The sequence below is a fragment of the Streptomyces sp. NPDC043996 genome (assembly GCF_056435225.1).
On the sequence record NZ_JBWKEY010000004.1, the window covers coordinates 151,546 to 171,945 of the forward strand.

The following is a 20,400-nucleotide window of genomic DNA, read 5'->3' on the forward strand; positions in this document are numbered from 1 at the left end:
GAATTTCTCGCTCTGCTGAAATCCTCACCAGCGGTGTGCAGCCGGACTCCTGACACCGCTGGATTCCTCCAGGATCGGGCGCCGCCACGTATGGCACGTGCGCGGGCTGCCTGATGGGCGCACTCGGAGCTGTTCGGGGTCCGGATCATATGGTGTCGGCGTACACATGAACGTCTCCTTGGCAAGATTTTCGCCGCTACTCCAGCATGCGGAGGATCCGGTGCACCTCCTGGCGCCATTCCACGGCCTCGCTGCTGTCTACCCAGCCCCGCGCCAGCTCCGATCCTTCACTCAGGACACGGTGAAGGGCTTCAGCGGCCAGTGGTCGAAGCGAGACCGGCAGCTGTGGAAGCAGGCCTTCCACGGCATCCTCTAGATCAATCACCACTGCGCTGCCAGGCACCTGAGCGGCGATCAGGGCAGCCGCCGCGACGGCCTCCGCGCCGTCTACACCATCCACTCGGGCCCCGGAATCCACGACTCGCTGCAAGGTGCCCTGGAGTGCCTTGATGATCCGGTCGGGCGGGAGCCCTTGGAGCCCATCGATGAAGTCGTCGGCCAGATCACTGTCGAATGGGCCTGTGCCCCACGTTCCCATGCTTGCCTCGTGGTGTCGGGTTGTTGTGGCTGTCGCAGCCTTCCAGGTACCGCTGACAATGATCACTCGGTAGATCGTCGTCGTGAACTGCAGCGATCCACGCCGGCAGGTGCTCCCCGGCCCGTTGTCAGTGGCTGGAGGCACACTGCTCGCATGGATCACTCGTTGCGCATTGCGTCTCGTTCAAGCCGGAGATCTGCGGACTGGGTGGAGTCCCTGGGCGGTCCGTTGATTGCTGTGCCAGTGTCCGTTCTTGCGGAATGGGGTGGCTGTTCGGAGCACTGGGGCGAGGAATCAGGCAACGTGGAGGACTACGACCGGGCCTGCGCTGTCGAGGACTGGGCCGGACTGCTTGACGTGGGCACCGGCGGCGCGCAGGCCCTGGTCCTCGCCGACGAGCCCGCTACCAGCCGCTACCTGCCCGACCAGCAGGCGTTCGTGCGCTGGCTGGCCGCCGACTCGGAAGACGAACTGCTCGCTGCGGCGCGGGCCGTCCTCACCGATCCCGACACCGAGTGGGAAGACGTCGGCGTCTGGGAGACGGACGGACCGGCCGTGCTCATGGACTCCACCACGCCGGGCGCCGAACTCAACGAGAACTACCCAGACGGAGGCCAGCCAGAGCAGGCTCCGGTTGCGCTGCCGCCTGGCCGATGGCGAGTCCGCGCGGTCCACTCGACAGGCGAATTCCCCTGGGTCGGTGTCGTCCAGCTGCGGCCCGAAGGGGCTCACCGAGTGGCGACAGGAAGCAGCGGCGGAATGGGGGCAGCGAGCGAGGAGGATGCGTCTGCCGAGTAGATCGAAGCCAGCCGACCACCTTGCTGGCGCTTGAGGAACTCGATCCCCGTGACGTTGCCCTCCACCGCGCCTGAGTTCAGGGGCTGGGCACGGCGCGGAGGGCGGCAGCAGGCCCTGAACGCTGGTGCAGGGCACGGACCAGCGGGGGAACTGGTCGGTAGCATCGGTGGGTGACGGACGAGCCAGTTGTTGAGCTTTCGGAAGCCGAGTACCGCCGCGTGTGGGACCGGTTCTACGCGGAGTTCGCGTTCCAGCCAAGCGTGTACGCAGCGCGATGGCCGGGCATCAAAGAGCCCTCCGCCTCGCTCACCTGGAGCCTGGCGGCGCTGGACGACGATCCGGGCTATGAGCGTCTCGACCGGCTCGTGGAGGTGGTCGAGCAGGGACTGGCGGCATGCGTTCCGCCGCTCGGCGGGCTGTACGCACTGGACTGGCAGCACGCCTCGTTCCGGTTCTCGCCCCACTTGGTCGGGGGCCCTGGGCAGGCGCGGTGGCCTTTGAGCCCGTACCCCGACGGCGACTACTACATCTATCTCACGGAAGACTTCCTGCTCGGCAGCTTCGGACACCCCTGGGAGAACTCACTGTGCCTGTTCGGGCAGACACTCCTCGACACCGTCGCAGCCCAGGTCGACGAGATCCTGGGCGTGCCGATACGCAGATCCGGTCGGGCTGCTGATCACCAGTAGCGCGGCCGCGCGCCCCGGCTCGCACCGGTTCGTGCTTGGTCGGGTGGGGGCGGGGGTTTCCTCAGCTGGGTGGCGTGGTCACGGGCGATCTGGGTGGTGTGCCGCGTGCTAGCGTGGAGTGTTTGTGGTGTCGCTGTGCTGGTGTTCTGTTCGGTGTTGCTGGCTGGCGGCCGTGTTCGTGCCGCGCCTTTCTCGGTTCGGTTCCCCTTTGAGGAAGGCTTCGCGTGAGCGGATCAGCACGTGGCGATGGCGGTGGGCGGCAGGACGGCGTACCCGAGAGGGCTGAGGGGCAGCCCGTGGCGGTGTCGTCCTTCGCGGAGCTGGGGCTGCCGGCCGGAGTGCTGAGGGTGCTCGATGAGCACGGTGTGACGGTGCCTTTCCCCATCCAGGCCGCGGCGCTGCCGGACGCCCTCGCGGGGCGGGATGTGCTGGGCCGGGGCCGCACGGGTTCCGGGAAGACGCTCGCTTTCGGCCTGGGAATGCTCACCCGGACCGCGGGGCGGCGTGCACAGCCCAAGGAACCCCTGGCGCTGGTTCTGGTGCCCACCAGGGAGCTGGCTCAGCAGGTCGCTGAGGCGCTCACCCCGTACGCCGAGGCGCTGCGGCTGCGCCTCGCGACCGTGGTGGGCGGTGTGTCCATCGGACGGCAGGCCGCCGCGCTGCGGGACGGCGCCGAGATCGTCATCGCCACGCCCGGCCGGTTGCACGACCTCATCGAGCGCAAGGACTGCCGGTTGGGGCGGGTGCGCATCGTGGTCCTGGACGAGGCCGACCAGATGTGTGACATGGGGTTCATGCCGCAGGTCACCGAAGCCCTGGACCAGGTGCGTACCGATGGGCAGCGCATGCTGTTCTCCGCCACCCTCGACCGCGATGTCGACCAGCTGGTGCAGCGCTACCTGCGCGACCCGGCCGTCCACTCCGTGGATCCCTCCTCCAGTGCGGTCTCCGCGATCGAGCACCACGTCTTCGTCGTCCACGGCCCGGACCGGTATGCCGTGGCCACGGAGATCGCCGCGCGGGACGGGCGTGTCCTGCTGTTCCTGGACACCAAGCACGGCGTCGACCAGCTCACCCGGCATCTGCGGGCCAGCGGCGTGGCCGCCGCCGCGCTGCACAGCGGGAAGTCCCAGCCGCAGCGCACCCACACCCTGACCCAGTTCAAGAACGGGCAGGTCACCTGTCTGGTGGCGACGAACGTCGCCGCGCGTGGCCTGCACATCGACGACCTCGACCTCGTGGTCAACGTCGACCCCGCCACCGACCCCAAGGACTACCTGCACCGCGCGGGCCGCACCGCCCGCGCCGGGCGCTCCGGCACCGTCGTGACCCTCGTCCTGTCGGGACAGCGCCGCGAGACGAGCCAGGTCATGGCGGACGCCGACGTCGCCCCCACGGTCAGCAAAGTGCGGTCCGGCGAGGCCGAGCTGAGCCGGATCACCGGCGCCAAAGCCCCCTCCGGAAAGCCCCTCGACACCGGGTCGGGCACACCACGTACCAAGAACCACAACGCCCCCTTCCGTGGCCTGGGCAGCACCAAAGCCGCCAAGGACGCCAAGGGCGAATCCGGCGGCAAGCCGTCGCGCAAGAGCAGCGAGGCCCGCAAGCTCGCGGAGGCCCGCAAGGCGGCCCGGGTGCGGCGCAGCGGCTGAGCCCGGCCATCTCGGGCTGCCGGGAGGGGATGCCTGGGGCTACCCGGAGCGGGAGTGTCTGAGCCTGCGGGTGGATCCGGTCGGGGCGATCGACGGGCGGCGGGCTGCTGTCTGGGGGCGGTAGCGGGCGCGTCGGGTGAGTGCGGGCGGGTTGAGGACGATCCATTCGCTGCCCTCGCGCAGCACCCAGCCGCGTCGGGAGAAGTCCATCAGGACCTGGTTGACGCGTTCGCGGGAGGCGCGTACGTGACGGGCCAGTTCGTCCTGGCTGAGGTCGAGGCTGAAGCGCGGCCCGAGCGGGGTGCGGCGCCCGAAGCGGCTGGCCTGCTCCACTAGGGCGCGTGCCACGCGCGTGGCCACGTCGACGCCGGTGATGTCTTCCAGGCGGTCGTTGATGCTGCGGATGCGGGTCGCGAGCAGGCGCATCATGCGCAGTGAGGCCTCGGGGTGGCGTGCGAGCCAGCCGCGCATGGCGGCCGCGGTGACCCAGCAGGCCTCGGTGTCGCGCACGGCTGTCGCTGTCGAGTGCCGTGTGCCGCCGTCGAAGACGCAGAGTTCGCCGAGGAGTTGTCCGGGGCCGACCATGGTGAACAGCACCTCCTTGCCGTCCTGGTCGGGCCTGGTCACTCGCACCTTGCCGCTCAGGACGACGTACACGCGGTCGCCGTCCTCGCCCTCGACGAACACCGGTGACCCGCGCCGGAAGGTTCCGTGCGTGGCGATCTCGTCGAAGTCGGTGCGGGCGGGCGTCGGCAGGCCCGCCAGGAGCGGCACAGCCGCGTACGGGTCCGCCGGTGGCGTCGGGTTCGGGGCGTCGGTGACGTGGGGCGGGTCGTCCAGGGGCGGTGGGGTTTGGTACGGCGCGTGCGGGGCGTCCATGGGTCACCTCCTGGAAGCAGCGGGCGGGTGCCGGTGGGGCGGGGCGGTGGACTCGCGGATGACCAGCGAGACCGGGAGCAGCAGCGAACGGGCGGGGCGTGTGGGGTCGGTCATGCAGTCGATGAGCATGTGGGCGGCCTCGGTGCCTACCTCGTGGTGGGGTACGCGCACGGTGGTGAGGGCGGGGTGGAGGTGAGTGAGGAAGGGCATGTCGTTGAAGCCGACGACGCTGAGGTCGGCCGGGCAGCGCAGTCCTCGTTCGGTGAGGGTGTCGTAGCAGCCGAGGGCGAGCAGGTCGTTGGCGGCGACGACGGCGGTGCAGGGGGTGCCCGTGTCGAGGAGCGCGCGCAGGGCGTGCGCGCCCGCGGCCTCGCTCCACTGGGCGGCCTCGGTGCGCAGCGCGGGGTCGTCGGCGAGCCCCAGGTCGCGTACGGCGTGCCGGAAGGCGTGGGTGCGGGTGGCGCCGGTGGAGGTGGTGGCGGGGCCGCCCACGTGGGCGACGCGGGTGTGGCCGAGGGCGGCCAGGTGGGTGACGGCCTGGGTGATGCCGTCGGCGTCGTCGGGGGTCACGCAGGGCAGGTCGAGGGCGTCGACGCGGCGGTTGATGAGGACCATGGGGACGTTGTCCGTGTGCAGGGCGCGCAGGTGGGGGTGGTCGCGCAGGGCGGTGGCGACGATGAGGCCGTCGATCTGCCGGGAGCGCAGTGACTCGATCTGGGCGCGCTCGCGCCGTGGGTCGTTGTGGGTGTCGACGATCCAGGTGTGGTAGCCCGCTGGTTCCAGGGCGCTCTCGACGCCGCGTGCGATGGGCGGGAAGTAGGGATTGGCGAGGTCGGGGATGACCAGGCCCACGGTGTGCGAGTGCGTCGTCTTCAGGCTGCGGGCAATGGGGTTGGGCCGGTAGCCGAGGTCTTTGGCGGCGCGCAGAACGCGGCGGGCTGTGTCCGCGCTGACGCGGGCCCGGGTGGCGGGGTTGAGGGCACGGGAGGCGGTGGCGGGGTGCACGCCCGCGGTGTCGGCCACGTCACGCAGGCGGATGGGGCGCGGCCTCAGCATGCGTGGGGGGTGAGCGGGCCGTGGGTGGGGGCCATGGCCCCGTCGAGCCGGTCATGGAACGGGGCAGGCGAGGAAGCGACGGGCACATCGACGTCGGTGCCGGTGGGTCCGTGCTCGTGGAGGAAGCCGCCGACCGCGCGGGACACGTACTGCACGACGTACGGGCTGAACACACCGGCGGTCAGTGAGCGATGGCGCATGAGCGCGCTCCTGGGCTCGGGAGAGTTCACGCAATGCTGTGGAGCCATTCGTGTGCAATCGATTGTGGCGATTTCAACTCGGCTGTGACAAGGGGCAGATGTGGGAGAAGGCTGAAGTGGGCCGCAACCGATTGCCATCGAAGGAGGACGCCGTTGTCGTCGAGTGAGGAGAGCGTGGCGGAGCGTGTCCCGCGCAGAGGTGACTCCAGCGGTGAACACGGCGGTGACGCCAGTGGTGACCTCGGCGGTGTCGCCGGGAGCGCCCTTGCTGGAAGCGCCGAGGGCCTGGCGGTCGGCTGGGCCGGTACGGGCCGCATGGGTTTCGCGATGGCCCGGCGGCTCGCCGAGGCGGGTGTGGGGGTCGCGGTGTGGAACCGCACCGCCGCGCGGGCCGCGCCGCTGGCCGCGCACGGTGCGACCGTCGTGGGTGAGCTGGCCGAACTCCGCTGCCGCGACGTGGTGTTCACGATGGTGGCCGACGAGCGCGCGCTCACGGAGCTGCTCCTGGGCGAGGGCGGGCTCCTCGCGGACGCGGACGACACGCCCGCTGCCGTCGTGGACTGCTCCACCGTCTCGCCGGAGGCATCGGCCGCGCTGCGGGCCGCCTGCGCCGAGCACGGCACGCACTTCCTCGCCGCGCCGGTCAGCGGCAACGCCAAGGTGGTCGCGGCGGGCGGCCTCAGCCTTGTGGTCTCCGGCGAGCGGGCCGCGTACGACCAAGCCGCCCCGCTGCTGCGGCTCCTCGGCCGCTCGGTGACCTATGCCGGGGACGGCGAGGGCGCGCGCCTGGTGAAGATCGCCCACAACCTGATGCTCGGCGTCATCACCCAAGCCCTCGCCGAGACGGCGGTGCTCGCCGAGAAGGGCGGCGTGCCGCGCCGGGCGTATCTGGAGTTCCTCAACGACAGCGTCCTCGGCTCGGCGTTCACGCGCTACAAGACCCCGGCGTTCGTACACCTCGACTACACGCCGACGTTCACGCCCGTGCTGCTGCGCAAGGACTTCGACCTGGGGCTCGCCGCCGGGCGCGCCCTGGAGGTCCCGCTGCCACTCGCCGCGGCGACCGCGCAGCTCGTCCAGGCCTGCGTCGGCTCCGGCCGCGCCGAGGAGGACTTCGCCGTCCTGCTCGACCTCCAGGCCGCCGCATCCGGGCTCACGCTGGTCCCCGAGGAGGGCCCCGTGGACGACGGCCTGGACGTCACGCCCCGTACGACCGCCGCCACCACCGAGGAGGCTCCCGAGCCATGACCACTCCCCCGGCCCCGCGGGCACCGCTGCCCGCGCCCGGCCACATGAGTGTCGACTATGAGCAGCGCGTCGATGTGGACCGGTTGCGCCGCTACCGCCTCGCCCGCGCCCGCGCGGCCCTCGACGCCGCCGACTGCGGGTCCTTCCTGCTCTTCGACTTCTACAACATCCGCTATACGACGTCGACGTGGATCGGCGGGGGGCTCGGCGACAAGATGACCCGCTATGCCCTGCTCACCCGTGACGGCGAACCGCATCTGTGGGACTTCGGCTCCGCCGCCCGCCACCACCGCAGGTACAGCCCCTGGCTGGACCCGGAGCGCTGCCGGGCCGGGATGCTGGGGCTGCGCGGGGCCGTCGCGCCGCAGGCGGGGCTGATGCGGGACGCGGTGCGGGAGATCAAGGGACTGCTCGAGGAGGCGGGCACGGCCGGGGAGCCGGTGGGTGTCGACATCGTCGAGCCGCCGTTGCTGTTCGAGATGCAGCGCCAGGGGCTGCGGGTCGTGGACGCCCAGCAGCACCTCCTCGACGCCCGCGGGATCAAGTCGTGTGACGAGATCACCCTGCTCGGCCAGGCCGCGGCGATGGTCGACGGCGTGTACCACGACGTCCTCCAAGCGCTGCGGCCCGGTGTGCGCGAGAGTGACATCGTGGCGCTGGTCAACCAGCGCCTGTACGCGCTGGGTTCGGAGCAGGTGGAGGCCGTCAACGCGGTCAGTGGCGAGCGCTGCAACCCGCATCCGCACAATTTCTCCGACCGCCTGATACGCCCCGGCGACCAGGCCTTCTTCGACATCATCCACGCCTACAACGGCTATCGGACCTGCTACTACCGCACCTTCGGGGTGGGCAGTGCCACGGCCGCGCAGCGGGACGCCTACGCGCGGGCGCGGGAGTGGATGGACAGGGCGATCGCCGCGGTCAAGCCAGGCGTGGGCACGGACGCGATCGCGCGGCTGTGGCCGGAGGCGACCGCGTTCGGCTTCGCCGACGAAATGGCCGCGTTCGGCCTGCAGTTCGGGCACGGTCTGGGGCTGGGTCTGCATGAGCGGCCCGTCATCTCCCGGCTGACCAGTCTGCGCGCGCCGGTGGAGCTCACCTGCGGCATGGTCTTCGCCCTGGAGACGTACTGCCCGGCCGCCGACGGCTTCTCGGCGGCGCGGATCGAGGAGGAGGTCGTGGTCACCGAGGAGGGCGCGCGGGTCCTCACGCTGTTCCCGGCGCAGGACCTGATCGTGGCGGCCTCCTGCTGACACCTCGTACCACCACTCCCCTCCCCGCAGATCGAGGTTTCGCTATGGCTGCCATGCCCGCCCCGCCTGCCCCGCAGGCTTTGCACACCGGCCTCCACATCGGCGGCCGCGCCGCCCCCGCCGCGCGCCGGGCACGCTTTCCCGTGTCCGACCCGACCACCGGTGATGTCATCGCCGAGGTCGCCGACGGCGGCCCCGAGGACGCGCTGCGGGCCGTGGCCGCCGCGCATGACGCGGCCCCGGCCTGGGCCGCGATGGCGCCGCGCGCCCGCTCGGAAATCCTCGGCGCCGCCTACCGTTTGATGGTGGATCAGACGGCGGAGCTCGCCGCGCTGATCACCAGGGAGAGCGGCAAGGCACTGTCCGAGGCGCGCGCCGAGGTGGCTTATGCCGCCGAGTTCTTCCGCTGGTACGCCGAAGAGGCCGTGCGGGCCACCGGTTCGGTGACCCGCGCGCCCGGCGGGGGCCATCGCATCCTCGTCCAGCACCGGCCCGTCGGCGTGTGCGTCCTCGTCACGCCGTGGAACTTCCCCGCCGCCATGGCCACCCGCAAGCTCGCCCCCGCCCTCGCCGCGGGGTGTACGACGGTCCTGAAACCGGCGCGTGAGACCCCGCTGACCGCGCTGTATGTCGCCGCGCTCCTGGAGGCAGCCGGGGCGCCCGCGGGGGTGGTCAACGTCGTGCCCACACAGGAGGCGGGTGCCGTGGTGGCGGCGCTGCTGCGCGATGCGCGCGTGCGCAAGCTGTCGTTCACCGGCTCGACCGAGGTGGGCCGGATGCTGCTGCGTCAGGCCGCGGGCCGGGTCCTGAACACGTCGATGGAGCTGGGCGGCAACGCGCCGTTCTTGGTGTTCGCGGACGCCGATCTGGACGCGGCCGTGGCGGGCGCCCTCGTGGCCAAGATGCGCAACGCCGGTCAGGCGTGCACCGCGGCCAACCGGTTCTACGTACAAGCACCAGTTGCTGAGGAGTTCGGCCGCCGCCTGGCCGGGCGGATGGCGGCGCTGACGGTGGGGCCTGGTGGCGCGCCGGGCACGGAGGTGGGGCCGCTCGTCAACGCGGCGGCCGTCGCCAAGGCGGACCGTCTGGTGCGCGCCGCCATCGGCGCTGGCGCCGAGCCGCTGACGGGCGGGGCGCCACTGCCCGGAGCCGGATGCTTCTATCCGCCCACCGTCCTGTCCGGGGTGCGTCCTGACGCCGAAGTGCTCGGTGAGGAGATCTTCGCGCCCATCGCGCCGGTGGTGTCCTTCGAGACCGAAGAGGAGGCGGTGCGCCATGCCAACGCCACCGACATGGGCCTGGTCGGCTATGTGTACACCGGTGACCTCGGGCGCGGCCTGCGTCTCGCGGACCGTCTGGAGTGCGGCATGGTCGGGGTGAACCGGGGTCTGGTGAGTGATCCGGCCGCGCCGTTCGGCGGCGTCAAGCAGAGCGGGATCGGCCGGGAGGGCGGGCATGAGGGGCTGCTCGACTACTTGGAGCCCACCTATGTCGCCGTGGACTGGTGAGCGCGGCCGCGCCCCACTCCAGGGTCTAGGCGCGGAAGAACGCCTTGCCGCCGGGGTAGGAGACCAGCTCGAACTGCATGCCCCACGGGGCCAGGAAGTACACCCAGCGCTGCCCACCGCTCGGCCCCTGGCTGGTCGTCGGCTCGCCGAGCACCCGTACTCCTTTGGCCCGCAGGTAGGCGACCGCCGCGTCCAGGTCCTCGACGTACAAGGCGACGTGGTGGCCGCCCACGTCGCTGTTGCGCGGCACGCGCTCGGCGCGCTCGGGCGCCTCGTAGGCGAACACCTCGAACACAGCCTGTCCGCCGCAGCTGAAGAAGTGCAGCTTCCGTATCACCGCACGCGGGTCGACGTTCAGGTGCCGGGCCATCCAGTCACCGTCGTCGTCGCGGAAAGGGCCGAGCGAGTACAGGTACTCGCAGCCCAGGACGTTCACGAGGAACTCCGTCGCCTCTTCGAGGTCGGGGACGGTGAAGCCGATGTGGTCCAGTCGGGCCAGGCCCGGGATGCCCTCACTCATGCCGCGCTCTCCTTGCCGTAGACGCCAACTCTCTTTCCACGCAAGTACGTTCGCGCCCACATCCCGTCCCGCGCAACCGACTGTGGAGAATGCCATGACCGCTCAACGCCCGCTGGAGCACGCGGCGCCCTGGACGGAGCTCACCACGACGGCCGCCGACTGGGACGCGGCCGATCCCGCGCTGCTCACCACCATGTACGGGCGGCTGCTGCTGATCCGCGCCTTCGAGGAGTACGTCCTTGAGCTCGCCGGGGCCGGCCTTGTGCACGGGCCCGCGCACTCCAGCATCGGGCAGGAGGGCGGTGCGGTCGGTTCCGTGCTCGCGCTGCGCGGCACGGACACGGTCAACGGGTCGCACCGCGGCCACCACCAGTTCCTCGCCAAGGCCTTGGGCCACCTCGAGCCCAAGGGCTTTGACCCGCGTACCGAGGTGTGCGCCGAGGTGCGGACGCTGCTCTCGCGTACCCTCGCCGAGATCTGCGGCCTCGACCGGGGTTTCAGTCACGGCCGGGGCGGCTCGATGCATCTGCGCTGGCCACCGGCGGGCGCCCTTGGCACGAACGCGATCGTCGGCGGCGGCGTCCCGTTCGCGGCGGGCTCGGCGTGGGCGCACCGGCAGGCGGGCACGGACGCGGTGGCGGTGACGTACTTCGGCGACGGCGCGGTCAACATCGGCTCGACCCTGGAGACGTTCAACCTGGCCGCGGCGTGGCGCCTGCCGCTGTGCTTCTTCGTCGAGAACAACCGCTACGCGGTGTCGACGTCCGTGGAGGAGGCCACCGGGGAGCCGCGGCTGTCCGCGCGCGGCCCCGGTTTCGGCATCGCGAGCTGGAAGACCGACGGCATGGACCCGCTCGCGGTGTACCTGACGACACGGGCCGCGCTCGCGGAGCTGCGCGCCGGGCGCGGGCCGGTCCTCATCGAGGCGGACGTCTACCGCTACTTCCACCAGAACGGGGCCTTCCCCGGCAGCGCCTTCGGCTACCGCACCAAGGAGGAGGAGCGGGCCTGGCGGGCACGGGACCCCATCGACCTGGTCGCCCGCCACCTCCAGCGGCGCGCCCTTTTCACACCCGAGCAGCTGGCCGAGTGCGCCGAGCGGGCCGCCGCGCTCATGGCCGGGCTCGGCGAGGACCTCCTGGAGCCGGTGCCCGGCGGCCGCGCGGGCCAGCGGCAGGTGCGGCCCGCCGAATGGCCGGACGCGGCGTTCGTGGACGTGGGGGTGCGCGGCGACCTGGCGGAGTTCGACGGCGCCCGGTACGCGGAGGCCGACACCTTCACCGGCGCGCTCACCGACACCCCGTTCATCGACGCCGTCGCCACCGTCATGGCCCGCCGCATGGAGACCGACCCGTCGGTGGTCGTTCTCGGCGAGGACGTCCACCGCCTCAAAGGCGGCACCAACGGCGCGACACGCGGCCTCAAAGAGGCCTTCCCCGACCGGGTTCTGGCCACCCCGATCTGCGAGAACGCCTTCACCGGCACAGCCGGGGGCATCGCGCTCGACGGGCGGTTCCGGCCGGTGGTGGAATTCATGTACGCCGACTTCCTGTGGGTGGCCGCCGACCAGCTGTTCAACCAGATCGGCAAGGTACGCCACCTGTACGGCGGCAGCGCGGCCGTCCCCCTCGTCGTCCGCAGCAAGGTCGCCGCCGGGACCGGTTACGGCGCCCAGCACTCCATGGACCCCGCCGGGGTGTTCGCCACCGCGCCCGGCTGGCGCGTCGCCGCGCCGTCCACGCCCTTTGACTACGTCGGCCTGATGAACAGCGCGCTGCGCTGCCAGGACCCGGTCCTCGTGCTGGAACACACCGGCCTGTACGGGACGCGCGGCCCCGCCCCCGTCGACGACTGGGACTACTGTCTGCCGGTGGGCCGGGCGGCCGTCCGGCGGCCGGGTGCGCGGCTGAGCGTCCTGTCCTATCTGGCGATGACCGGCCGCGTGCTGCGCGCCGTCGCCACCACAGGGGTGGACGCCGAGGTGATCGACCTGCGCTGGCTGGACCGGGCGAGCGTCGACTGGGACACCATCGGCGCGAGCGTGCGCAAGACCGGACACGTCCTCATCGCCGAGGAGGGCGCGGTGGGCACCTCCTACGGCGGCTGGCTGGCTGACGAGATCCAGCGCCGCTTCTTCGACTGGCTCGACCATCCCGTTCAGCGGCTCACCGGCGGCGAGGCCTCCCCCGCGATCAGCAAGGTCCTGGAACGCGCGGCGATCGCCGACGAGACGGACGTCGCCGCCAAGCTCACCGAGATGGCGGGGTGCTGACATGGCCCGCATCCTGCGCATCCCCGAAGTGGCCGCGGGCACCACGGAGGCGGTGCTGCGCGCCTGGCCACTGGCACCGGGCACCGCGTTCGCCGCGGGCGACGTGCTGGCCACGGTGGAGACCGACAAGGCGGCCGTGGACATCGAGGCGGAGTCCGACGGGGTGCTGCTGCGTCAGCTCGTCGCCGAGGGGGCGGTGGTCGGGGTGGGGGCGGCGGTGGCGGTCCTGGGCGCGCCAGGAGAGTCGGCTGGGGCGGCTGACGATGCCCTTGGGGTGGGTGACGCCGGCGCGGGCGTGCCTGGCGGCGGGGACGGCGAGGACGGCGGCGGTGACAGCCGCGGCGACAGCGACGAGGTCGGCGGCGACAGCGGTAGCGGTAGCGGTAGCGGTAGCGGTAGCAACGAGGTCGGCGGCAACGACGACGGCAAGGGCCGCGGCGGCGACCGCGGCCCTCGGCCCGATGGCGGCCCCCGACCGGAGGGGTCCGCAGGTGGCCCGCCACCCGCCGCTCCCGCCACCCGCGCCTCCGCCGCCTCCCCCGCCTCCTCCCCGGTCTTCAGCAGCCCCCTGGCCCGCCGCCTCGCACGGGAAGCCGGCCTCACCTACCAGGACATCCCCGGCACCGGGCCCAGCGGCCGCGTCGTGCGCGCGGACATCCTCGCCGCCATCGCCCGCCAACGCAGCCAGCAGCCGCCCGCTCCCCCTGCGGCTGCCGTCGACGGCCGGGCGGGCCACCTGGTGCCCCACACCCGCGCCCGCCGCGCCACCGCCACCCGCCTCACCCACAGCAAGCACGACGCGCCCCACTTCTACTTGCGCGGCTCAGCCCGCGTCGGAGAGCTCCTTGAGCTGCGCCAGCGCCTCACCGCCCTGGAGGGCGCCCCGCGCATCTCCCTCAACGACCTCCTCATACGCGCGGCCGCCCGCACGCACCGGGCGGTCCCGGAACTGAATGTGCGCTGGGCCGAGGACGGCGTACGGACGTATGACACCGTGGACGTCGCGATCGCCGTGGCGACCGAGCACGGGCTCCTCACGCCCGTACTACGCGACGCGGACCAGCTGCCGCTTACCGCACTCGCATCAGCGACGGCCGACCTCACGGCCCGGGCCCGTGCGGGCGAACTGCGCCAGGCCGAACTCGAGGGCGGCACCCTCACGTTGTCGAACCTCGGCACCTATGGCACCGAAGAGTTCACCGCGATCATCAACCCGCCCCAGACGGCGATCCTCGCGGTGGGCGCGGCCCGACCCGAAGCGGTCGTGGCCGACGGCGAGGTCCGGGCCGAGCCGGTGCTGCGGGCGACGCTGTCGGTGGACCACCGCCCGGTGGACGGGGTGGTGGCGGCGCGCTGGATGCGGGAGTTCACGGCGCTGTTGGAAGAGCCGTTGCGGCTGCTGCTGTGAACGCGCGTGCCGTGAACGCGCCTGGTGTGAACGCGCGTGCCGTGAACGTACGGCAGCGGCACGCGATCGCCCGCGTGCCGCTCGGCTGCGCGGCGCTCCTTGGCCCTGCTCGACGGCGATCCCACTGCGGGTACGTTGACTGTGTCGTCGAAAGCGGCGCACGCTGCGGGCCCGCGCGCTCTCGTGCGTGCGGGCCCGCGCGCTCAATTCGCGGCGGTCCGAGGCACATTGTGGACGGCACGGCATCCGCGGCCCCTTCGGCCCTCATCGAGAAGGGGCCCGGAAGACCGGCAGAGCCCGCAGGGCACTTGGCCACCTTGCGTCACACAGAGATCGCCTGCGGCATCACCGGCCCGCCCGATTTCGTCGCTACTTCTCCACGGTGTAGCGCAGCTGCGCGAAGCCGCCGACGTCGGTGGCCGAGTCCAGGCGGAGCGGGACGTCCTCGGTCAGCTCGCCGAAGAGGCGGTGACCGGCGCCGATCAGGACGGGGGCGACGCTGATGATGAACGCGTCGACGCGTCCGGCGCCGATGAAGCTCTGGACGAGGCGTCCGCCGTCGGGGTAGACGTGCTTGATTCCGCGCTTGTCGAGGTCGGCGACGAGGCTGTCCATGTCGCGGTAGACGGTAACGCGCGGGTCGACATCCTCGGGAAGGGTGGTGCTCAGGACGCCGACATGGCGGTCGCCGTAGTGCCAGTTCTCCTCGCCGAAGCCGATGACCTTGTCGTAGGTGTTGCGGCCCATGATCACGGCGTCGACCGAGCCGAGGAACTCGAAGAAGCCCATGTCGCCGGCCTGTTCGCCGCGCGAGGTCAGCCATTCGATGTCGTCGTCGGGGCGGGCGATGTAGCCGTCGAGGCTGGTGCCGATGAAGACGGTGGCGGTGAAGGTCACGGGGTGCTCCTGAGCAGGTGGTCGAGGTCGTCGTGGAGGAGGGCGGCGGGGTCGCCGTCGCCGGTCAGGGCCCACCGCAGAAGGGACCCGTCGGTGGTGATCTGGACAGCGCGCGCCAGGCGCGGCACGTCCGTGCCGGAGGGGAGTTCGCCGCTGGCGACGGCGTCGGCGAGCAGCTCTCGCAGGGCCGCGTCGACCGCGTGGGTGTGCTCGGCGGCATGGACGCGGAACTCTGGATCGGCGAGGTCGAGCTGGAGCATGGCCAGGTGGTTGGCCATCTCCTCGGGGGTGGACATGTGACCGGCGAACTCGTCGGCGACGGCGTGCAGGGCCGCCAGGGGTGATTCGTGCGCGGCCCGGGCCCTGCGGTAGGGCGCGGCGGCGTCCGCTGCGGCACCTGCGGCGAAGGCCAGCAGCAGACCCCGCTTGGACCCGAAGCGCTGCGACAGTGTCGCCGGGGAGACTCCCGCTTCGGCGCCGACGTGCGCCAGGGTGAGCTTGCCAGGGCCGTGGGCGCCGATGGCGCGCGCCGTGGCGGCGAGGATCTGGGTGTCGCTGGTGACGCGTGGTCGTGGCATGACTTCCTCCTCTCTGAGTCGACTGTAGCACGTTAATAAATGGCTGTTCATTTATTAGGTGAGCGACGAGCAGACCGCGCAGACCGCTGCGGCGCGGATGCGGCCACCCGCTGCTTTGCGGCCCGTGTCTGAGCTAGGACGCCGGGGCCGAATCACGGCGACATCCGGGCCCGCCCCTACCCCGACCGGACCCAGCGGCTGCTCGACCTGGTCGCCGCATACGGGATCGACCCGCCGCTGCACGGCCATCATCAGACCGGCCAACCCCGGTGAATCGCCCGGCCGCAACCAGCGGCCCCGCCCCGAGAAGGAGCGTGAGCGTCAGCGGACCCCAGCCGACCTGTCGCCGCCAGGCGCCACCTCTCAGCACAACACGCCGCAAACGGCCGCCCCCGTGCTCACCGCCCGCGACAGCTTCACCCCCGGGGTCGGCCTCTGCGGCGGCGACCATGAAGACGTCATCCAGCCGCCGCCTTCATGCGATGAACCAATCGGATGACATCAACTCGGGGGCAATCAGGGCTGGTTGACCTCCATCCCTTACGGGGCAATTCAGGGTCTTGCCGGATGTCGGGCGGAGCGCGAAGCGAGCGAAGATCGAGACCTGAGACCAACCGAAGGAGCAGTCACTATGGTCGACAGCCACGCATCGGCTGAGCGGCGCGGCCGCCGTTGGAGAAGGCGGTTGCCCCTCGTCTGGGGCGCAGCGCTCGCCGTGCTGGTCGGCTTCGCGGGTGCCGAGGCCGCGACCGGGGTGCCCGACGGACGGGAGGGCGGAGAAGCGCCCGAGGAGCGGGCCCCGGGGCCAGCGGGAGCGAGCTCGCGCATCGCGTGGAAGCCGTGCAAGGAGGACGCCTCAGCGGAGTGCGGCGCACTCTCCGTGCCAGTGGACTGGAGCAAGCCGGACGGAGAGAAGTTCGACCTCCAGCTGGCCCGGCGCACGGCCACCGACGCCGGTGCGCGCGTGGGCTCCATGGTGTTCGGGCCCGGCGGGCCCGGGGACTCAGGAGTGAGACGGATCGTGGACAAGGACGCCATGCGCCGGTTCAGCGACCGCCTCCGCAGCCGGTTCGACATCGTCAGCTTCGATCCGCGCGGCGTGGGGATCAGCAACCCGGTCCGCTGCTCGCGGGAGCTCCTCGGCAGGCGTCCGCCGACGGTCATCAAGAGCCAGGCCGCGTTCGACGCCACGGTGAAGTACAACCGTGAGCTGCGCGAGGACTGCGGGAAGAACACCGAGAAGGGCCTCTTCGACCACGTCGACACCCTCAGCATGGTCAAAGACCTCGACGCCATCAGGGCAGCACTCGGCGAGCAGTCCCTCACCTTCCACGGCAGTTCGTACGGCACGCTGCTCGGCGAGCAGTACGCGGAGCGGTACCCGAAGCGGGTGCGCGCCCTGGCCCTGGAGTCAGTGGTGGATCACAGCCTGGGCACAAGAGGCTTCCTCACCACTCAAGCCGCCACGCTGCAGGACTCCTTCAACGAGTTCGTGGCGTGGTGCGGACGGAACGACAGCTGCGCCCTGCACGGTTCGGACGTGCGGGCCCTCTGGGGTGACCTGTTGGACCGGGCCGAGCGTGGGGAGCTCCGGGACAACGGCAGAGCGCTGACCCCGTTCGACCTCAACGTCCGCGTGATGAAGCTGCTGTACGACCCCGAGTGGGCGAGGCTAGGCGAGTTCCTGCGCGGCTTGAGCGAGAGTGAGGCGGGGACGCGGGGACTGGCCGCCACGGGGGCAGAGAGGAAGCCCCCGGGCAAGCCGGAACCCGCCCTCGAGGCCAACCCGTTTGAAATCTTCTGCCAGGACTGGAGCCTGCCGGTCCGTGACTACGAGGACTACGCACGGAAGTTGCGCCGCGTCGCCAGGATCGCGCCGGACATGAAGTACCCCCGTGCCCTGATGGCCGTCTCGGCCTGCCTGGGCGCCCCGGAGCCGGACAACCCGCAGCATCGCCTGAAGGTGCGCAAGAGTCGGCCGATTCTGCTGTCCAACTCGCTCCACGACCCGGCGTCTGACTACGGCTGGGCCACCAATGTCGCCGACCAGCTGGGCGACAACGCGGTATTGCACACCTACCAGGGCTGGGGCCACGGCACGTACAGCAGCAGCCCCTGCGCACAGAAGGCCATAGACGACTATCTGATATCGCTGAAGGTCCCGGCCCAGGGCGCGAGTTGCCCGGCGGTCGATCCGGCCGGGGTGAGGACGGCCGGGGCGGTGTGCCGCCCCGGCCCCCTCCGCCTTACGCCGTGATCCTCCTCAGGTCGATCACCGTGCGCAGCTTGCCGCTGCCCGCCGTGCGCTCGAGGCTCGGGCCGTCGACGAGTTCGACCGAGCAGGTCAGCAGGAGCTCCTCGGTGACGGCGGCCGCAAGGTCGGGGATGGCCGCCAGGAACGCGGTGCGCGCCTGGTGCGGGTCGGTGGCGTACTGCCGTTCCAGGCGTACGACGAGGTGTTCGCGGGCGGCTTCGGTGGTCAGGACCAGCTGGAGTTCGCCGCTGTAGCCCAGGTGTTCCTGGGCGATCTCCACGAAGCGGCGGTAGTTGTAGAAGTACGTGCCAATGCGGATCACGTCGCCGTGGCGACCCAGGAGTTCGATGCGCGGGGCGTGGCTGCCGCAGGGGCAGACGCCCGCCACCGCGCGGCCGAGGTCGCCGATCTGGTAGCGCTCCAGGCGCTGGCCCGAGCGGTGACGGCTGGTGAAGACGAGGCGGCCCGTCTGTCCGGGCGCCACCGGGCGGTCCTCCTGCGGGTCGAGGATCTCCACGGTGTGCAGCTCGGTCAGGACGTGGTGCACCGAACCCTCGGCACGCGTGCACTGGTAGCCCAGCGGGCCCAGGTCCGTGCTGCCGTAGGAGGCGGAGCGGATGACCTCGACGCCGAAGGTGTCGGTGAGGGTGCGGCGCTGCTCGGCGGTGAAGTGTTCGCCGCCGTAGAACACCTTGCGGATGCCGCCGTAGGAGTGCAGCGCCTCGCCCTGGGAGTGGAACAGCTGCCACAGGTAGGAGGGCATGCCGAAGAGGGTGTCGACGCGGTGGGTGACCAGGGCCTTGGCGACCGCCTCGTGGTCGGTGCTCGCCGCCATCGGGATCTGGGTGGCGTTCAGGCGCTCCAGGATGGAGAAGAAGCTGATGAACCCGCCGTACATGTCGCCGCAGAAGAAGAGGTTGGCGGCCCGGTCGCGGGCGGGGTCGAACCCGGCGGCGAGCAGGCCGTGCGCGGCGGCCCGCATCTGGGTGTCGTAGTCGTGGTGGGTGAACAGGGACAGGGCCGGGGCGCCGGTCGTGCCGCCGCTGCGGAAGTACAGCTGGGCGTGCTCGGGCGCCAGCGTCGCCAACTGCCGCTGCACGGCTGCCTTGTCGAGCAGGTCGCCGGTCGGCGGGGCGGGGGTGGGCAGGGGCGCGACCAGGTCGTCCAGGCAGGCGGTGGTCGTGAAGTCCTCGGCCGTCTGGACGCTGACGCGGCGGCTGTAGCGCGGGAGCGCGTAGACCCCGTCGTGCGGCTCGCCGTCGTAGCTGTCCAGCATGCCGCCGACGGGAGTGACGCGCAGCGCGCCCGCGGTGAACAGGGTGCGCGAGAGCCGGGCGATGTCGGTGCGGCTGCCGCCGACGGCGGCGGTCTGGAGGTAGCGGCGCATGGGGCGCAGGGTGGCAGTGATGTCCTGGGCGGGCAGCGGCTTGACCCAGATGCTGCGGTGCAGCGGGGAGGCGGTGAGCGCGGGTCGGGTGTCGGCGAGGACCCGCCAGGTGCCGTCGTCGGCGGCGATGACCTTGGTCAGGCCCAGGTGCTGTTCCAGGCGGGCGAGCAGTTCGGTGGTGGTGATCTCGGCCTCTTCCGCGGTGTCCGGGTGCGTGGCCGGGGCGGCGGCCGCGGAGGCCTTGGCCAGGACGGGGGCGAAGGCCTCGGCGAAGGCGAAGACGTCCTCGGCGTCCTCGGTGTCGAGGTAGACCACCTGAGGGCTGGAGCACGCCTGCTGATCGAGGCGGCAGACGTCCGCGGCGAGCGCGTCCAGGGTCGTCGGGTCCTGCCAGGCGTCACGGGTGAGGTAGGCGAAGGAGATCTTGTGGCCCCACTCGACCAGTCGGCAGCCGGGCGGGGCGAGTTCGGCGATGCCCGCCACCGCGTCCTCGCCGCCCCATACGGCGATGGCGTCGGCGGGCGCGCACAGCAGGCGCAGCCAGTCCTGGCGGCCGGAGGAGAAGCGCAGCGCGACGATGCGGCGGGCGAGCGCGCCGGTGGGGTCGGCGGCGGCCAGTTCGGCGAGCAGGTACTGGGCGAGCAGGGTGTCGCCGCTGCTGGTCTTGAGGACGTTGACGTTGCCGGTGAGCAGGCCTTCGACGACGCTCAGCGGGGCGACGGCCGCGGCGTTGCCGGGGGCTATGTGTACAAGGAGGCCGACCGGGGCCCAGGCCTCGAAGACGGTTTCGCGGGCGTCGGGGCGGGTCAGCCGCTCCGGGGCGGTACCGCCGAGCTCGCGCCGCAGCTTGCGCTCCAGGGCCGGCCGGGCGAGCGCGGCGGCCAGTTCGGTGAGCGTCCCCTCGGCATCGGCCGGGTCGGCGAAGTGGGGGGTGAGTCGCTCCCGGACCGCGCTTGCGGGATCGCTCAGCGCGGCGCTGAGCGCGGCGCACGCGCTCAGTACGGTCTCGGTGGGAAGGGGCTGGGCCAGGGCCTTGTCGACCAGGTCCGGAAGGTCCGCCAGGCGGGCGGCGGCCTCGGTGTCGTCGAGGAACTCGCCCTGCCAGTAATGGACGGCTTCGGTCGTTGCGGGGGTCACTTTGAGGGGTGCTTCCATGGTCGTTGTCTCGGGGACCGTTATCTCGGGCGTCGTCGTCCCAGGCGT

General features: G+C 71.6%; 17 protein-coding genes. 9 read left to right on the forward strand and 8 right to left on the reverse strand.

Going from position 1 to position 20,400, the window contains the following annotated elements; all coding sequences use genetic code 11:
* Positions 1–196: 196 nt before the first annotated feature.
* On the reverse strand, positions 197–664 hold the full coding sequence (locus AC07A4_RS11545; RefSeq protein WP_478596231.1) for a DUF4259 domain-containing protein: 468 nt from the start codon (positions 662–664) through the stop codon (positions 197–199).
* Between the two features lie 87 nt (positions 665–751).
* On the opposite strand from AC07A4_RS11545, the gene AC07A4_RS11550 reads away from it, so the two are divergent.
* The 3 genes from AC07A4_RS11550 (at position 752) to AC07A4_RS11560 (ending at position 3,737) form a co-directional block, all read left to right on the forward strand.
* The gene (locus AC07A4_RS11550; RefSeq protein WP_478596234.1) at positions 752–1,396 is read left to right on the forward strand and encodes an Imm21 family immunity protein; all 645 of its coding nucleotides are present in this window, start codon (positions 752–754) and stop codon (positions 1,394–1,396) included.
* Between the two features lie 170 nt (positions 1,397–1,566).
* Positions 1,567–2,085: a DUF2716 domain-containing protein gene (locus AC07A4_RS11555; protein WP_478596236.1), complete on the forward strand. Its 519-nt coding sequence runs from the start codon at positions 1,567–1,569 to the stop codon at positions 2,083–2,085.
* Between the two features lie 296 nt (positions 2,086–2,381).
* Complete coding sequence (locus AC07A4_RS11560) at positions 2,382–3,737, forward strand: DEAD/DEAH box helicase (RefSeq protein WP_478596239.1); 1,356 nt, start codon at positions 2,382–2,384, stop codon at positions 3,735–3,737.
* 39 nt (positions 3,738–3,776) lie between these two features.
* On the opposite strand, the gene AC07A4_RS11565 is transcribed toward AC07A4_RS11560, so the two are convergent.
* The 3 genes from AC07A4_RS11565 to AC07A4_RS11575 are packed head-to-tail and all read right to left on the reverse strand — an operon-like array spanning position 3,777 to position 5,872.
* Positions 3,777–4,616: a Crp/Fnr family transcriptional regulator gene (locus AC07A4_RS11565; protein WP_478596241.1), complete on the reverse strand. Its 840-nt coding sequence runs from the start codon at positions 4,614–4,616 to the stop codon at positions 3,777–3,779.
* A 3-nt stretch (positions 4,617–4,619) separates the two neighbouring features.
* Positions 4,620–5,672, reverse strand: a complete 1,053-nt coding sequence (locus AC07A4_RS11570) for a LacI family DNA-binding transcriptional regulator (RefSeq protein WP_478596243.1) — start codon at positions 5,670–5,672, stop codon at positions 4,620–4,622.
* A complete protein-coding gene (locus tag AC07A4_RS11575; protein ID WP_478596245.1) occupies positions 5,666–5,872 on the reverse strand; it encodes a hypothetical protein in 207 nt (68 codons plus the stop codon). The genes AC07A4_RS11570 and AC07A4_RS11575 overlap by 7 nt, the downstream gene beginning before the upstream one ends.
* 153 nt (positions 5,873–6,025) lie before the next feature.
* Here AC07A4_RS11575 and AC07A4_RS11580 point away from each other — a divergent pair, with 153 nt between their 5' ends.
* Genes AC07A4_RS11580 through AC07A4_RS11590 form a run of 3 tightly spaced genes read left to right on the forward strand, consistent with a single transcriptional unit; the run spans position 6,026 to position 9,881 of the window.
* Positions 6,026–7,120, forward strand: coding sequence for an NAD(P)-dependent oxidoreductase (locus AC07A4_RS11580; RefSeq protein ID WP_478596248.1), 1,095 nt, complete (start codon positions 6,026–6,028; stop codon positions 7,118–7,120).
* On the forward strand, positions 7,117–8,373 hold the full coding sequence (locus AC07A4_RS11585) for a M24 family metallopeptidase (RefSeq protein ID WP_478596250.1): 1,257 nt from the start codon (positions 7,117–7,119) through the stop codon (positions 8,371–8,373). Before AC07A4_RS11580 ends, AC07A4_RS11585 begins: the two co-directional genes overlap by 4 nt.
* Before the next feature lie 53 nt (positions 8,374–8,426).
* Positions 8,427–9,881 carry an NAD-dependent succinate-semialdehyde dehydrogenase gene (locus AC07A4_RS11590; RefSeq protein ID WP_478597487.1) on the forward strand — a complete coding sequence of 485 codons (1,455 nt, stop codon included), beginning with the start codon at positions 8,427–8,429 and terminating at the stop codon, positions 9,879–9,881.
* 25 nt (positions 9,882–9,906) lie between these two features.
* Here the strand turns inward: AC07A4_RS11590 and AC07A4_RS11595 are convergent, their stop codons facing one another.
* Positions 9,907–10,401: a VOC family protein gene (locus tag AC07A4_RS11595; RefSeq protein WP_478596253.1), complete on the reverse strand. Its 495-nt coding sequence runs from the start codon at positions 10,399–10,401 to the stop codon at positions 9,907–9,909.
* Positions 10,402–10,495: 94 nt separating this feature from the next.
* Here AC07A4_RS11595 and AC07A4_RS11600 point away from each other — a divergent pair, with 94 nt between their 5' ends.
* Together AC07A4_RS11600 and AC07A4_RS11605 are read left to right on the forward strand one after the other, a co-directional pair.
* Complete coding sequence (locus AC07A4_RS11600) at positions 10,496–12,673, forward strand: alpha-ketoacid dehydrogenase subunit alpha/beta (protein ID WP_478596256.1); 2,178 nt, start codon at positions 10,496–10,498, stop codon at positions 12,671–12,673.
* A 1-nt stretch (position 12,674) separates the two neighbouring features.
* Complete coding sequence (locus AC07A4_RS11605; protein ID WP_478596259.1) at positions 12,675–14,081, forward strand: dihydrolipoamide acetyltransferase family protein; 1,407 nt, start codon at positions 12,675–12,677, stop codon at positions 14,079–14,081.
* Between the two features lie 369 nt (positions 14,082–14,450).
* On the opposite strand, the gene AC07A4_RS11610 is transcribed toward AC07A4_RS11605, so the two are convergent.
* On the reverse strand, positions 14,451–14,978 hold the full coding sequence (locus AC07A4_RS11610; protein ID WP_478596261.1) for a dihydrofolate reductase family protein: 528 nt from the start codon (positions 14,976–14,978) through the stop codon (positions 14,451–14,453).
* Positions 14,975–15,556: a TetR/AcrR family transcriptional regulator gene (locus AC07A4_RS11615; protein ID WP_478596264.1), complete on the reverse strand. Its 582-nt coding sequence runs from the start codon at positions 15,554–15,556 to the stop codon at positions 14,975–14,977. Before AC07A4_RS11615 ends, AC07A4_RS11610 begins: the two co-directional genes overlap by 4 nt.
* Positions 15,557–16,241: 685 nt before the next feature.
* On the opposite strand from AC07A4_RS11615, the gene AC07A4_RS11620 reads away from it, so the two are divergent.
* Positions 16,242–17,813: an alpha/beta hydrolase gene (locus AC07A4_RS11620; RefSeq protein ID WP_478596267.1), complete on the forward strand. Its 1,572-nt coding sequence runs from the start codon at positions 16,242–16,244 to the stop codon at positions 17,811–17,813.
* On the opposite strand, the gene AC07A4_RS11625 is transcribed toward AC07A4_RS11620, so the two are convergent.
* On the reverse strand, positions 17,803–20,334 hold the full coding sequence (locus AC07A4_RS11625; protein WP_478596270.1) for an acyl-CoA reductase: 2,532 nt from the start codon (positions 20,332–20,334) through the stop codon (positions 17,803–17,805). The genes AC07A4_RS11620 and AC07A4_RS11625 overlap by 11 nt on opposite strands.
* Positions 20,335–20,400: the final 66 nt, after the last annotated feature.